The organism is Rhodanobacter sp. AS-Z3 (genome assembly GCF_029224025.1).
In the GTDB taxonomy this organism is placed as follows: domain Bacteria; phylum Pseudomonadota; class Gammaproteobacteria; order Xanthomonadales; family Rhodanobacteraceae; genus Rhodanobacter.
In genome coordinates this window covers 4,077,444-4,092,380 of sequence record NZ_CP119392.1, presented here as the reverse complement: position 1 = coordinate 4,092,380, position 14,937 = coordinate 4,077,444, and the positions used below count along the sequence as shown (strand labels likewise).

Below are 14,937 nucleotides of genomic sequence, written 5' to 3'. Positions count from 1 at the left end.
TGTTGGCGCCGGTTGAAAACTGACCCCTCTGCCGGTTGAAAACTGACCAGGGCAAGGAAGCCGAGGGGAGACCCCTCGGCTGTGGATAAGTATAGATCGCTGACGCTCAGAACGGATCGATGACCTCTTCGGTTCCGACGGTGTCGACACTGCCGTCGCCCCGCTTGCGTGTCCGCTCGCGTGAGCTGATTTTCGCCTTGGCGGTGGCGCTGCTGTGGCGGAAGCGATAGGACGCGTTGCCGGTCTCCACGATGTGGCAGTGGTGGGTCAGCCGGTCGAGCAAGGCGGTGGTGAGCTTGGCATCACCGAAGACGGTGGCCCATTCGGCGAAGGTCAGGTTGGTGGTGATGATCACGCTGGTGTGCTCGTAGAGCTTGGACAACAGGTGGAAGAGCAAGGCACCGCCGGCCTGCGAGAACGGCAGATAGCCGAGCTCATCCAGGATCACCAGATCCATGCGCATCAGCGTATAGGCCAAGCGCCCCTGCTTGCCGGCAGCCTTCTCCAGTTCCAGTGTATTGACCAGCTCGACAGTGGAGTAGAAGCGCACGCGCTTGCCGTGATGCTGGATGGCGCTGATGCCCAGCGCGGTGGCCAGGTGCGTCTGCCGGTACCGGTGCCACCGACCAGCACGACGTTGTGCGCGGTGTCGGTGAAGGCCAACGTGGCGAGCTGGTTGACGATTGCTTGGTCGACCTTGGCGCTGGCGAAGTCGAAGCTGGCCAGATCCCGGTGGATCGGGAAACGCGCGGTATGCATCTGGTAGGCGATGGTGCGCATAGCTTGATAGGTGTGCTCCGCTTGAAGCAGGTGCTCGATCAGCCAGTGCGAGGCTTGCATGGCGGCGGTGCCGCCTTGTTCAAGCAACTCGCCATAGGCCTGTGCCATGCCGTGCAGCTTGAGCGCCTTCAGATCGGCGATGACTTCAGTCATGGCTCACCTCCATGTGACGCAGCTGGTCGTAACGGTCGGGATCGGCTAGCGGCTCTTCCTGCAAACGCAGCGCGGTGTCGACCGTGAGAGTGGGTGTCTCGCGCAGCCGTGCGAGCACGTTGCGCACATGATCGACACTGATCGCGCCGGAGGCGATGACCAGCTCGACAGCGACCAGCACCGCCTCCAGACCGAAGGTCGGTACACACGCCAAGACCTCAGCCATGACGCGATCACCGCCAGGGCGACGCAACAAGGCCAGCTGCAGCGTGCGTAGTGCATCGGGCAATCCGCCGAACGGTGCACCATTGCGCAGCGCCCCCGGCTTGCGCTCGATCAGCGGCACGTAATGCAACCAGTCGTAAACCGTCTGATCACGATCCAGTGCACGCCGGTGGTCAGCCACCGCCTGCTGTTCGGCATAGACCACGATCCGTTCGGGATACAGCCGCGCGCTGACGCGATGGCCGGCCAAGTGGCACGGCACGGAGTAGCGGTTGCGCTTGACCGTGACCAGGCAGGTGCTGGAGACCCGGGCGACGATCTCAACATAGCCATCGAAGGCGCTCGGCATCGGCATCAGGTGCGGCTGCTCGTGCTCGTGCGCTTCGGTCACGCTCATGCCGGGATAGTCCGGATGGGATGCAGCGGCCCACGCCTGCGGGCAGCGAACGGCCAGCCACGCGTTGAGCTCGGCGAACGAGGTGAAACTCTCGCTCAGCGCCTCCTGCCACAGGCCACGGCGGTTGTCCTGCACGTCCTTCTCGACACGGCCCTTCTCCCAGCCGGCGGCGACGTTGCAGAAGTCCGCGTCGATCAGATAATGCGAACACATCGCCGCGAAGCGGGCGTTGACGATGCGCTCCTTGCCCTTGCCGACCTTGTCCACGGCCGTCTTCATGTTGTCGTAGATGCCACGCCGCGCCACACCTCCCAGACCGGTCAGGCATCGCGTATGGGCATCGAACAGCATCTCGTGGCCTTCGCCGGGATACGCCGCCAGCCAGAACGCCCGGCTCGCACAGAGCTTCATGTGCGCCAGCCGTATCCGGCGGTAGACGCCGCCGATCACGATGCCTTCCTCGCTCCAGTCGAACTGGTACGCCTCGCCCCAACCAAACGTCAGCGGCACATAGGCCGAGCGTGCCGTCACCGAGCCCGCCTCGGCGCGCCACCGGCGGATGCGCTCGGTCAGCTGCGAGTAGCCGCCGTCGTAGCCCTTGGCCTTGATCTGGGCAAACAATCGCAGCAGCGTGCGTCGATCCCGCCGGGGCCGGTGGGCATCGGTCTCCAGCGCCTGACGGACCTCGTCGACATACGGATCGAGCTTGGTCCATCCGCCCGGTCGTGCGTACTTCAGCTCGCTACGCTCAGGCTCCTTGAGCCACTTCCTGATCGTGTTGCGCGACAGGCTCGTGCGGCGGGCTATCTCGTTGATCGGCACCTTCTCGCGCAGGTGCATCCGGCGGACTTTGGCGTACATGCTCATGGTGATCACCTCGTTTCCCCGCTGGTTAAAAACTCAGCAGGTTAGGTTGAACACCCTGGTCACATTTGAACCGGCAGAACCCCTCTTTGGTGGTCAGTTTTCATCCGGCGCCAACAGATGCGCTGATCAATTGAATTGTAAACGGCCGTCCAGACGGCCGGACGAAAACGCTGGTATTACTTGCACGATGTGGCGATTTCCCGGGCGAAATATCATAGGTAGACTACGTATTTACCCCTGGTCAACCCCATTTCCGCCTTCACGGGCGCACCTCCCCTGCGGAAGTCAGCAACGTTCGTCGCGCCATCCATAGATTGGAGAGTGCGAACAACGTCAGCACCTGCGCGGTGTTCTTGAACAATCCCTTGAAGCGCACTTTCTGATAGCCGAACTGTCGCTTCACTACCCGGAACGGATGCTCCACCTTGGACCGGACCGCGGCCTTCATGTGTTCGGTGTGCTTGGCCGCTTCCTTCGACTCGCCTTCCGGCATCGCCTTGACGCTGCCGCGCTTGGCAGCGATGTACCAGGTGCGGCCGCGCTTGGGTGTTCGTTTCTCCGCTCCTTGGTAGCCGGCATCGGCGTGCACGGTCTTCTCCTTGCCGTGCAGCAGCTTGTCCACTTCCGTGACGTCGCCTACGTTCGCCGGCCTGGTGGTCACCGTGTGCACCAGCCCCGATTCCACGTCCACACCGATGTGCGCTTTCATGCCGAGTTACCACTGCTGGCCCTTCTTCGTCCGATGCATCTCCGGATCGCGCTGCTTGCCACAGTTCTTCGTTGACGACGGGGCCTGGATGATCGTGGCGTCCACGATAGTCCCTTGGCGCAATAGCAGGCCCTGCTTGCCCAAGTAAGCATTGACCGTTTCCAGAATCTTCGCCGCCAAGCCGTGCTGTTCCAGGAACCGGCGGAATTTGAGAATCGTTGTTTCGTCCGGGATCGCGTCTTCGTTCAGCTCCAGACCCGCAAAGCGGCGCATCGACTCGATCTCATACAGCGCGTCCTCCATCGCTGGATCGCTCAGCGTGTACCACTGCTGCATGAAGTGGATCCGCAGCATCGTGGCAGCGGGCCTCGGTGGCCTACCGCGACGACCCGATGTCGGATAGCTCGGCTCAATCAAAGCCAACAGCGCTTCTCACGGCACGACTTGGTCCATCTCACCAAGAAACTTCTCCCGGCGCGTCGGCTTCTTCTTGGACTCGCAACTGAGCGAGGCGAAGGAACGTTGCTTCATCGGCGGGCGCTTCCTGAGGACTGTCGTTATGATGCCGCAGATCGGAAATAAATCAGAGCATCCCAAAGTGTCTACCAGAGCGGGGCAAGTCCAGAGCATCCCTAAGACTGGGCTTTAATCAAGCTAAGCGGACGCATGTCGATCCACTTACACTCAATATAGTCTAAGCAAGACTGACGGCTTTCAGGGCCAAAGCAAGTCTTCCACCCCAGCGGAACCTCTGCGAAGGTAGGCCATAAGGAATACTGCCCCTCGTCATTGACGAGTACGGAAAACGCCGAACGAGAATCCTCAAGTGGATGGGTCACGTGCAATGTCCTCTTTGGTCACAACTAGTAAAATGAGTCTGCAACATACCGGTTAGCCCCGTCTGGGGTTGCACTACTATCGAGCGCGATCTACCGGCAGGAATCAAGCTTTGTCGAGCAACGTACATACCGCGATATTGCTGTGGGCGTAGGTCACTGCAAGAGTAACGCCACGTCGCCAGGCCCCCCCCCAGTCTATCTCTAATCTCAGGTAGATATGATCAGAACTGACTCCAATCACACATGCTGCTTTAAAATCGCGGAACTGTCTCATCTCTGGATAGAGTGCCTTGTAAAGGGTTTCCTTCGCCGAGAAAACCAACGTAAGTGCCTGGGCTGGAGTGTAGCCAGGAAATTGAGCCAGTTCACTTGGCTGGAAAACTTGCTCATGAATTTCTTCTGCGACATCATCGTCGATCCAAGCTTCTAGATCTACGCCAAGAATGTTACACAGGTTCTTGGACGCGGCCACGGCAACCGCGGCATCTCTATTGTGACTGATAGATCCCAGCCAACCATCGGGCCACTGAGGTAATCCATCCGTTCCAATGGCGAGATCGCCTGGCATCGTGCAACCTGCCAGGCCCAATGCGTTCCGCGCGCACTGGCGACCCGCGAGAAATTCGCGTTGCCGCTCTTTAGTTGCAACCGATAGGTGCTCAGGAAGGGAATTTCGTGCAATTGGAAAATCATTACTGCGCGTTATTGAGCACCCGACTAAGTGGGTATTCGTTGAGCGAGCTGGCATCGGCACCAATGTTTCCGACCATATTGCTCCTTCAGATCGTCGTGCCCCCTCCATATCCATGCCTACACTTACACTGTTCACGCTTTCTGCCTCCCAAAGTACATCCCATTGGGATGCTCTGATCTATTGAAACCGAAACGGACACCCAGACGTCCGCGAGGGTAAGACCTTGCCCCCGAACGTCGTATCCCATAACCGTGGTCGTGGGCTGGCTTGTTTAGCTTGTTTGGCGGATTCAACTACGAAGTGCACCACGGTTGAAGGAGATATAAAAAACGTGTGGTGGCGTACGGAAGTCTAAACGCTTTCGAGGTCGTTGGTTTAGCTTGTCTTCAATCGCCTGAATGTCGGCGTCGGAGTAAGCGCTCAGACCACATCCTTTGGGCAGGTACTGCCGTATCAAGCCGTTGGTGTTTTCATTGGTGCCGCGCTGCCAGGATGAGTACGGTTCGGCGAAATAACTCTTGGCCGTCAAGACCCTGTCCACCAGGGCGTGCTGGGCGAACTCGCTTCCGTTGTCCCACGTCAAGGTATGCACCCGAGCTTGCAGGGGTGTCAAGACCGTGTTGGCGGCATGGGCGAAGCGCTACCTGGTCCCCGGCACGGCGGTGGTGTCCGATGGATTGAACTGCTTCCCGGGTGTCGCCGAAGCCGATTGCACTCATGTCCCCATCGTCACCGGCGGTGGCCCACCCAGCGAAGGGCATCCGATCTTCTGGTGGATCAATACCGTGTTGGGCAACGTCAAGAGTGCGCTGCAGGGTACCTACCATGCACTGCGTCCGAGGTACCTGCAGCGCTACCTCTCCGAATTCTGCTGCCGCTTCAATCGGCGATTCGATCTGGCGGCGCTGGTGCCCCGACTCATCGTCGCCGCCGCGCGAACACCGCCGCTGACTTACCGACTCGCAACCTTGGATGCGTAATGTGGGGAATCAGGATGTTTCTTGACCGTCTGCAGCCGGCCCGTACCATACTCGTGCACTACACTTGGAACCTTGCCGGCAGCCGTTTCGCGAAATTTCAGCGTCCGCTTTATGTACGGCGATTCCTGATAGTGTTCGAAATACTCGTTTCCATGTTCATGCAGGATGGACGGCGCAAACGTCCGAAATTCTGCGCGAAACTTCACTTTGGCGTTTATTGTTTCCTTGATTGATGGCGACCTTGGATCGGCAAGTATCGAGCGATTGCCAAGGGCGCGTGGACCGAATTCTGCGCGCCCCTGCACCCACGCAATGATCTTGCCGTCTGCGGCGCGACGAGGCGCGTCGTCACCACAACGGGTAAATTTCGGTAGAGTGCCGAAGCGCTCGACATTCCTAAGAGTCCCCTGATTCATGCGACTGCCTAGGTAAGGTGACATGACGTCCATTTTCGTCGGACGCTCGTCTGGATGATCATCCGCGCGTGCAAGAAGCGCGGCACCCACCACGCTGCCGTCATCTCTTGGTAGCAGGTAAAAGCCACGAGTTCTGGCCAGAGCAAACTGTTCAAACCAAAGCACCCGCATAAGTGTGTTGCGGCACTTCGGCCGAGGCCGCCTACACCGCTAGTGGTGTAGGCGGCACATACTTACGACGCAGCATGCAGGACGAAGGTTCGGCAACCGTGCAAGCGTTCAGCCCGGTGACCCGCATCGCGGCAGCGTGTGATGAATCTTTCAGATTCGACAATCTGCTTGCTCGAAGACGTCAGCTGCAGTCCGGCGACAAAGCGCATCCACGGTTCCTGTCCCATTGCATAGACGTACACGTCGTTGCAACGGAATTCCTCGACGATTGCCCAGGCGTGCTCACAGTCAGAGCCTGACAGGCGGCGGGATTCGTCGTCCTTGCGGGTGACCTTGTTGCCGAAGTACGGGCCGTACATCCAGCTCAGTGGCGCGCCGTCGCATTCCATGCCAATGAACAGGTGATCCACGCGGCCGACACGCGCTGCAATGCGGCGGTAGAGCATGCGATCCTTGCAGTCCGAGTCGGCAAGCAGCAGTATCCTGCAACCTTTCAGCTCGATACATAGCCCATGCTTGCTCGCAATACTCAGGTCTGCGTGTTCACCGAGGAATGGCAAGCTGTAAAGATGTCCGCCAGGAAGTTCTATGCGATCCATCGAGTCCATCACAGCAACATTCCGATGTCCGATCGCCGCAAGTGCGATTTTCATTGACGGGTCGGCAAAATTGTTGGCGTTGTTGCGCGGAACCAGAATCTGGCCGATTCGATTACGCAATTGCAGCAGCACTTCAATGCTGAAGTGATCCTGATGGTTATGTGTCAGGAACACGTAATCAATATGATCGGGAAGGTCATGGAAGGTCAGGCGCCCCTCGTTGTCGTCGTTATCCCAGGTAAGAAAGGGATCGATAAGGATGCAAACTTCATCGGTCTGCAACAGTATGCAAGCGTGTCCGAAATAACGGACACGCAAGTCGTCGCCTGCATATGCAGGTTCGTTGCGCCTTGGTGGCTGCTCAACGAAATATTCTCGCAGCTGATCAAGCTCTGCCTGATCCTTCACGTCGAGTGCGGCGGCAAACGCGCGAAAGGAGACGGGCGCGATACGGCTTTGCGTGATGATGTCGAAGGCGGGGCCTGCGAAGGCTGCCGGCAGGATCATCCGGCCGCTCGTCGGCAGACGTGGAGTATTGAGGAAGAAGTTGCGTTTCTCGTCGCGCGTTCGCGTGAAGGCTAGCTGCTGCGGCGCGGCGTTCGTGGGTGCTTCACCGACCATCAATTCTTCCAGTACGCGCAGCGCGGGCCGGTTATTCAGGTCGTACGTCACCTCGATCATGCCGGCAAGGCTTGCGGGCATCGTGTCGTACAAATGATCGAGGCTGTAACCGGTTGCCGACTGTTGCATGTTGCGATCAAGCTTGAAAAGATCGTCGGCGAGGCCAATTAGCGGGGCGCCGTCATCGAGAATGTGCTGCTGCAAGACGCGTACCGCCGCAACATCGTTGCATCCGAGCTCGAGGAATGACCCGCCCAGCATTTTCGGATTCGTCGACGCCGCTTCATGTACCGCCGGGTTGGCGATGAACGACTTGAGCATCGGCAAATGGCGATTGGCCAGGTTGAGGGCCAGCGTGATGGGCGAAACAAGATGACTCCAAGCATACCAGTTGAACACGAGCGGTTCGAGCTTGGTGTCGCTGGCCAGATAGACCTGGTCGGTGTCGGTCGTGTTCATGCGTTCTCCATGAGACCGTTCGGTGTGGGCATGTCACCGGACGGTGTAAACGAAAGTCGGTGCGGATAAACCGTATGCAGCATGCTCATTGGCCCAGATAGCGGTCGAGCAATTCGCCAATGGCTGCGCGGTGCGGCGGATCGAGCAAGCTGAAATGGTCGGCACGCACGTCGTGCAGCTTCAGCGATCCGGAGATATGTTTCTTCCACAGGTCGACAGTCGGTAGCGGCGTGTTGCGCAGCGGGTCGGCGGCGCGAATGAACACCATGTCGCCATCAAACGTCGCAGGGCGGAAAGTGGCGGCCAATGCGGCGCTGTGTTCCAGTGTGCCGAGCATCTGCACAACGACCGCGTCGGTGCCTACGTGCTGCGTCAGTCGGGAAACAGCGACGGACGTGGCCGCGCCGCTCTGTCCTTCTACGGCAGCAGTTAGTTCGCACAGGGCCTCGAATGGATACGCGTCGAGCAGCACAAGCAACGACACCTGTTCACCAGCTGCCTGCAACCGGGTCGCCACAGCATGAGCAAGCAAGCCGCCAATGGACCAACCGGTGAGCCGGTAGGGCCCATGCGGCTGCAGTTCGCGGATTCGCGCCAGATGGATGGCAGCGATATCGTCGATGGTCTCGGCATAGGCGCCGACGGGCGTTTCCAGCCCATAGACGGGGCAGTCGCTGCGCACGTGCGCAACGAGCCCCGCATAGCACCAGCTAACGTTACCGGCGGGCGGCAAACAGAACAGCGGCGCAGTTGCACCCTTTACGCGCAGCGGCAGCACGGCAGGCGGCGTCTGCTCGCTCATATCTCCCTGATTCAATAGATGGGCCAGGGCGGCAACGTTGGGCTGCGCGTAGAGCGCACCAATGGCTAATCGCTTGCCGAATGTGGCATTCACTCGCGCGATCAGGCGGATGGCCAGCAGCGAATCGCCACCGCGCTCGAAGAAACTGTCATCGATGTCGATAGCTTCGATATCCAGTACTTCGGTAAAGAGTGCCGCCAGCATCTCCTCCGCCGGCGTACGCGGCGCCTGGGTCACTGCAGTCTCAAAGCGCGGAACGGGCAGTGCGCGCGTGTCCATCTTGCCGTTGGCGGTCAGTGGCAGTCCTTCCATCGCGATGATGACGGCGGGAATCATGTATTCAGGAAGTATGCCTCCCAGCTCGTGGCGAAGTGCTGCAGTATCCAGATCGTTTGCGGCGGGCACGACGTAGGCGACCAGGTGTCGCCCCGTTACGGTCTCCTGCACGATGACCGCCGCGGCGCGAAGCTGGCCAAGATTCATCAGCGCGCTTTCGATTTCGCCCGGCTCGATGCGGAATCCGCGAATCTTCACCTGCTGGTCGACGCGGCCCACAAACTCCAGTTGCCCGTGTGCATTCCATCGCACCCGATCGCCAGTGCGGTACATGCGTTCGCCGGGTGCGCCGAATGGATTGGCGATGAAGCACTCAGCAGTCAGCGCGGCACGGCCGAGATAGCCGCGTGCCAGTCCCGCGCCTTCAACATAGAGTTCTCCCACGGCTTCTGGTGGGACCGGCTGCAGCGTGTCGTCGAGTACATGTAGGCGGGTATGGATCACCGGACGCCCGATCGGCGCGCTCGGTGCGACGAGCGGGTCGCTGATGCTGGCGCAGATCGTGATTTCGGTGGGGCCGTATGCGTTGAACATGCGTCGCCCCGATGCATACCGCGCCACTGTTTCCGGCGAGCAGGCTTCGCCGCCGACGACAAGTGTCGTGGGCAAGCCGGGGGCCGCCGGGTCGACCGTCTGCAAGGCAGAGGGCGAGATGAGCATATGCGTAATACCGCGTTCCGCGAGGAAGTGAGCCAGTTCCTCGCCAAGCAGCGGACCGGGCGGCGGCACGACCAGGCACGCGCCTGAGGCCAATGCCATCAGCATTTCCATGACCGACGCGTCGAAGCTGCTGGATGCCAGTTGCACGACGCGCGATTGCTTTTCGATCCCGAAGCGATCGGCCATGGTTTGCGCCAGGCTGGCGATGCCGGAGTGCGACACCACAACGCCTTTGGGCTTGCCGGTCGAGCCGGAGGTATAGATCACGTAGGCGGGATGTCCGTCCCGCAGCGGCGGCTGCGGGACGACGTTGCTTGCGACTTGAACGATGTTGTCATCGCAATCTGCCACATCCACCAGCGGAATCGGCACGGGCAATTTGTCGGCAAGCGCGCGCGTGGAGATAACCCGTACCGGCTTTGCGTCATGCAGGATGAAGGCAAGCCGTTCGCTGGGATAGGCAAGATCGAGCGGCACGAATGCTGCGCCTGCCTTCATCACCGCAAGCGCTGCCACGATCGTCGCAGCGGATCGCGGCAATGCAATGGCGACACGTTGTTCCGGGCCGACGCCAGCGGCGATCAGACGCCGGGCGAGACGATTGGCGCGAGCGTCGAGCGTGGCGTAATCCAGCTCGACCTCCGCGTCGCGGACAGCCGGCGCTTGCGGATGCAGGGCGTGTTGCCGGTCGAACCATTCCAGCGGCGGCGCTTCGGGAGCGCGAGGCGCGGAGTTCCATGCGCGCAAAATATCGTTGTCGCGCGCATCGAGCAGATTCAGGCGTGGTGGCGGCTGATCGGCATCCGCGACCATCGCGCGCAACAGGCGTGCGTAGACATCGGCATAGCGGTCCAGCGTGGGGTGGTCGTAAAGCATGCCGCGACCAGTTATCCAGCCAGCGATGCCATGTCCATCTGGGCGGAAATTCACTTGCAGTCCAAAACTGTTGCTGCCGCCGCCGCCCTGCGCGGCCACGCGGTCACTCAAGTCGCCGAGTTCGTCGTAAGCGTGGAAATGCGTGTAGTTGAACACCACGTGCAGGAAGTCGCGCAACCCCGTCTGCTTGAGAATCAACGGCAATGGGAAGCGACGGTGCGGCAACAAGTCGCGCTCAAGTTCCATCGTGCGACGAATCAGCCTGGTCCAGTCGCACTCGCCAAGCGTCAGCCGGAAGGGCACGGAATTCAGGAACAAGCCGATCATCTTCTCGCCATCGGCCACTTCAGGACGGCCATTCGTCACGAGCGCCGTAGCGACATCCCGGGTACCGCACAGAACACCCAGTGCGGCCATGTGCGCGGCGAGCAATATGGACTTCAATGGCGCACCCAGCCGCTTCGCCAGTGCAACCACCGCCGCGCCCGACGCAGGATCGATAGCGATGTGCGACATCGCGTGCCCCGCTGACGGTTGTGCGGGCGTGCCATGCAGCGGTGCCCGCGCGTCCAGCCCGCGCAACGTGTCGGTCCAGAACATGCGGCTCTCTTCGGAATTCATTGCGGCACGTTCGAGGCGAATGTATTCCCGATACGCGACAGCCAGCGGTTCGGCCGGGATGGAACGTCCATCGACGTGGGCGTGATAGCGCTGCATAAGTTCGGTCACCAGACAGCCATCGCTCCAGCCATCCATGATGGCGTGGTGACAACTGATGGCGAGGTGGAAGCGTGCATCGTCAAGCAGATGTATATGCACGCGAAACAGTGGCGCCTTGCGTTTGTCGAAACCGTGGCGCTCATCGGCGTGAAACCACGCGGCAAGCGCAGCATCCTGTTCGGCGCGTGCGCGGCCCAGCAAATCGTCCACACTCAGCGGGATGGTGGTCTTGCGATAAATCAGTTGCAGCGGCTCGCTGTATGACTCCAGATCGAATGCGGTACGCAGCAGCTCATGACGCGCGGTCAGATCGTCCAGGCTGCGCCGAAGGGCGTTTGCGTCGTAAGGCGTTTCCACCACAAAGCCCATGGCGGCGTGATAGAGCGTGGTCGCCTCCTCAAAGTCGCTATGGAAAAACATACCGAGCTGCAACTGACTGATTGGGTAAGCGTCAATGACGCCCGCAGGCATGTTGGCGGGCATGTCCTCATCCGCCTGTTCCGCCGGTGCAGGCGCGGTATCGCCGGACACGACAACGACCACGCTGGCTAGCGCTGCGACCGTCTGGTGGTCGAACAACGTGGACAATTCGAACGCCAGACCGATAGTTTGAGCTCGTGCCTTTAGCTGTAGCGCAAGAATCGAGTCGCCACCGAAGTCGAAGAAGTTGTCGTCAATGCCAATCTCCGGCAACGCCAGCACCTCCGCAAATAGTGTCGCCAATTCCTGCTCGATAGCGTTGCCCGCTTTCCGACGATCGCCGCGTTCAAAACGTGGCGCAGGCAGAGCCTTGCGATCGAGTTTGCCGGTGAGTGACAACGGCAACACGTCGAGAGCAACGATGGCGGCCGGCACCATGTATTCGGGAAGCTGACCCGCCAGTGAGGCCCGGACCGCTGAGATGTCGACGCTTTGCCCCAAGGCGGGCACGACATAGGCGACGATTTGCCGGTGACCGGGAATGTCTTCGCGTACCACCGCTACGGCGTGCAGCACGCCTTGATGCGCCATCAACGCAGCTTCGATCTCGCCGAGTTCGATGCGGAACCCGCGCAACTTGACCTGCTGGTCGACACGTCCGAGAAAATCGAGTTGCCCATTGGCGAGCCAGCGCGCGCGGTCGCCGCTGCGATACATGCGCGTTCCCGGCTCGCCAAACGGGTCTGCGACAAATCGTTCGGCAGTGGGTCCTGGGCGATTCACATAGCCACGCGCGAGACCGGGCCCGGCGAGATACAGCTCGCCAGGCACACCGACCGGAACCGGACGCAGCCGTTCGTCCAGAACGTAAGTGCGGAAGTTGCGGATCGGGCCGCCGATAGGGGTGCGTCCACCGCCGACGCAACTGGGTGCGATCGTCGCGCAGACAGTCGTCTCGGTCGGGCCATAGGCGTTGAATATCGTAACGCGCGGCATCCACCGGTCGATCAATGCCGGTGGGCAGGCTTCGCCGGCCATTACTAGCACGAAGCCTTCGGGCAAGCCGTCCCTCGGCATAAGTGCCAGTGCTGAAGGCGGTAGCGTGGCATGCGTGACGCCATGTCTGGCGATCAGGTCGGCAAGCGCATCGCCGGGAAGCATCGACTCTGATGACGCGAGGACCAGACGCGCGCCAGTGAGAATGCCCATGCACAGTTCCCAGAAGGCAGCATCGAAACTCGCCGACGCGAATTGCAAAACGCGCGACGATGTACCGACCGCAAACGTCTCGATCTGTGTGCGCGCAAGATTGCCGACACCGCGATGCGTAACCGCGACGCCCTTAGGCTGTCCGGTCGAGCCGGAGGTATGGATGACGTAGGCGAGATTGTCCGTGCATACGCCCGTTTCCGGAGCGGTATCCGCAAACGCCGCGATGTCGTCGGCGTCGCTGTCCAACAGCACCAGGCATCCCCAGTGCGATGGCAAGGTTTCCACCAGCGCTTGCCCGGTGACCAGTACCGGCGCCATGGTGTCTTCCAGAATGAAAGCCAGACGGTCGGCGGGGTATTCCGGATCCAGCGGAACATACGCGCCGCCAGCTTTGATCACCGCCAGGATCGCGACGACCAGGGACGGCGAGCGCGGCAGACAGATCGCCACGCAGACATCAGGACCCACGCCCAGATTGCGGAGGTGATTGGCAAGGCGATTCGCCTGTGCGTCCAGCGCGGCGTAAGTCAGCTCGGTGTCTTCAAAGGTGATGGCGACAGCGTCCGGTCGTTCACGGACGCGACGCGTAAAAAGTTCGCCCATCGGCGCCACAGCGATCTCGCACGCGGTGGCGTTCCATTCCTTCATGATGCGCCGATGTTCATCGCTGCCGGCAAGATCTATCGATCCAATTGCCTTCTCTGGATTGATGGCCACCGTTTCGAGCAGACGGAAAAGGCGTTCTCCTATCGTTGCTACAGTTGACGTTTCGAACAGGTCGAAGGTAAATTCCAGCAGGCAATCGATGCCGTTCGGCGCACCATCTGGCGTCCGGCGTTCGTTAAAATTGAAGCCGAGATCGCAACGAGAGCTATCTCCACCGATCGCACGCGGATGTACGTCGACATCGTCAAGGCGCAAGGCGCTATCACCGCCGATGCCGAGCATCAGCTTTATCTGAAACAGCGGGTGATAGGCGGCGGAACGGAAAGGATTGAGCAGTTCTACCAGTCGCTCGAACGGCACATCCTTGTTGGCATAGGCGGCCAGGTCCGCATCGCGGACCCGCATAAGCAGCGTACGGAAGCTCGGATCGCCGGATGTATCGGTGCGCAGCACAAGCACGTTGACAAAACAGCCAATGAGGTCATCGAGCGCTTCCTCGCCCCGCCCGGCGAAGGCACTGCCAAGCGGGATGTCACATCCTGCGCCAAGCCGCGTCATAAGCGCCGCGACCGCAGTATGCAGCACCATGAATAGCGTGCATCCGTGCTGTCGTGCAAGCGCGGTCAAGCGCTCATGCGTGCTTGCGTCAAGCATGAAGCTGGTGCTACTGCCGCGGTGGGTCGGCGAAGCCGGCCGGGGCCGATCCGTGGGCAGCTCGAGAACGTCAGGGAGATCGGCGAGCGCACTTTTCCAGTAGTCGATTTGCCTTGCAATTTCGCTGTCTGGATCACCCTCCTCGGCCATCCATTCCTGCTGCCAAAGAGCGTAGTCCGCATACTGCACCGGCAGCGGGTCCCATCTGGGTGCTTCGTCTTTGCAGCGGGCGCTGTAAGCTGAGGCGAGGTCGCGCATCAGTGGCGCCGATGACCAACCGTCGCTGGCAATGTGATGGGTGAGCAGCAAGAGCGTATAACGATGGCTGTCGTGACGATACAAAGTGGCGCGCAGAGGAATCTCGCGTGTGAGATCGAATCGATACGCTGCTGCCTCGGTCAGCCTTTGCTCTAGTGACGCGTCATCGACGTCGAATACGTCAAATGAGAATCCCGCTTGCGAGACATCAAGCACATGCTGTCCGGAGGTACCGTGAAACTCTTCAATAACTGTGCGTAGCACCTCGTGGCGACTGATCAGGTCGATCAAAGCATCCTTCAGTGCTTCCGCACGTAGCGGGCCGTTGAGATTCAGTGCGAAGGGAATATTGAATGTAGCGCTTGGGCCTTCAAGCTTGTTGACGAACCAGAGGCCCTTTTGGGCAAACGATAAAGGGATCAT

8 protein-coding genes and 2 pseudogenes are annotated in these 14,937 nt (G+C 60.3%); 1 reads left to right on the top strand and 9 read right to left on the bottom strand.

The window, feature by feature from the left end; all coding sequences use genetic code 11:
• Positions 1-106: 106 nt before the first annotated feature.
• The 6 genes and pseudogenes from istB to PY254_RS18065 form a co-directional block, all read right to left on the bottom strand.
• Positions 107-933 (bottom strand): annotated as a pseudogene (gene istB / locus PY254_RS18090) (IS21-like element helper ATPase IstB).
• Positions 926-2,422 carry an IS21 family transposase gene (gene istA, locus PY254_RS18085; protein ID WP_281013420.1) on the bottom strand — a complete coding sequence of 499 codons (1,497 nt, stop codon included), beginning with the start codon at positions 2,420-2,422 and terminating at the stop codon, positions 926-928. The pseudogene istB and the gene istA overlap by 8 nt, the downstream one beginning before the upstream one ends.
• Positions 2,423-2,681: 259 nt before the next feature.
• A pseudogene (locus tag PY254_RS18080) lies at positions 2,682-3,662 on the bottom strand (IS5 family transposase).
• 101 nt (positions 3,663-3,763) lie between these two features.
• Complete coding sequence (locus PY254_RS18075; protein WP_281013438.1) at positions 3,764-3,970, bottom strand: MbtH family protein; 207 nt, start codon at positions 3,968-3,970, stop codon at positions 3,764-3,766.
• A gap of 103 nt (positions 3,971-4,073) precedes the next feature.
• Positions 4,074-4,718 carry a 4'-phosphopantetheinyl transferase family protein gene (locus tag PY254_RS18070; RefSeq protein WP_281015273.1) on the bottom strand — a complete coding sequence of 215 codons (645 nt, stop codon included), beginning with the start codon at positions 4,716-4,718 and terminating at the stop codon, positions 4,074-4,076.
• A 235-nt stretch (positions 4,719-4,953) separates the two neighbouring features.
• Positions 4,954-5,256 (bottom strand): IS30 family transposase, encoded by a 303-nt coding sequence (locus tag PY254_RS18065; protein ID WP_281013437.1) that lies wholly within the window; start codon positions 5,254-5,256, stop codon positions 4,954-4,956.
• A gap of 25 nt (positions 5,257-5,281) precedes the next feature.
• On the opposite strand from PY254_RS18065, the gene PY254_RS18060 reads away from it, so the two are divergent.
• On the top strand, positions 5,282-5,644 hold the full coding sequence (locus tag PY254_RS18060) for a transposase (RefSeq protein WP_281013436.1): 363 nt from the start codon (positions 5,282-5,284) through the stop codon (positions 5,642-5,644).
• Here the strand turns inward: PY254_RS18060 and PY254_RS18055 are convergent.
• From PY254_RS18055 to PY254_RS18045, 3 genes are all read right to left on the bottom strand, one after another.
• A complete protein-coding gene (locus PY254_RS18055; RefSeq protein ID WP_281013435.1) occupies positions 5,617-6,231 on the bottom strand; it encodes a carbamoyltransferase C-terminal domain-containing protein in 615 nt (204 codons plus the stop codon). The two genes, PY254_RS18060 and PY254_RS18055, sit on opposite strands and share 28 nt — an antisense overlap.
• Positions 6,232-6,293: 62 nt before the next feature.
• A complete protein-coding gene (locus PY254_RS18050; protein WP_281013434.1) occupies positions 6,294-7,910 on the bottom strand; it encodes an MBL fold metallo-hydrolase in 1,617 nt (538 codons plus the stop codon).
• Positions 7,911-7,995: 85 nt separating this feature from the next.
• Positions 7,996-14,937: a non-ribosomal peptide synthetase gene (locus tag PY254_RS18045; RefSeq protein WP_281013433.1), complete on the bottom strand. Its 6,942-nt coding sequence runs from the start codon at positions 14,935-14,937 to the stop codon at positions 7,996-7,998.

Bases quoted from the DNA above. Each gene is read 5' to 3' on its own strand.
- PY254_RS18050 (WP_281013434.1), bottom strand. From the start codon at position 7,910: ATGAACACGACCGACACCGACCAGGTCTATCTGGCCAGCGACACCAAG.
- PY254_RS18055 (WP_281013435.1), bottom strand. From the start codon at position 6,231: ATGCGGGTGCTTTGGTTTGAACAGTTTGCTCTGGCCAGAACTCGTGGC.
- PY254_RS18070 (WP_281015273.1), bottom strand. From the start codon at position 4,718: ATGCCAGCTCGCTCAACGAATACCCACTTAGTCGGGTGCTCAATAACG.
- istA (WP_281013420.1), bottom strand. From the start codon at position 2,422: ATGAGCATGTACGCCAAAGTCCGCCGGATGCACCTGCGCGAGAAGGTG.
- PY254_RS18045 (WP_281013433.1), bottom strand. From the start codon at position 14,937: ATGATCCCTTTATCGTTTGCCCAAAAGGGCCTCTGGTTCGTCAACAAG.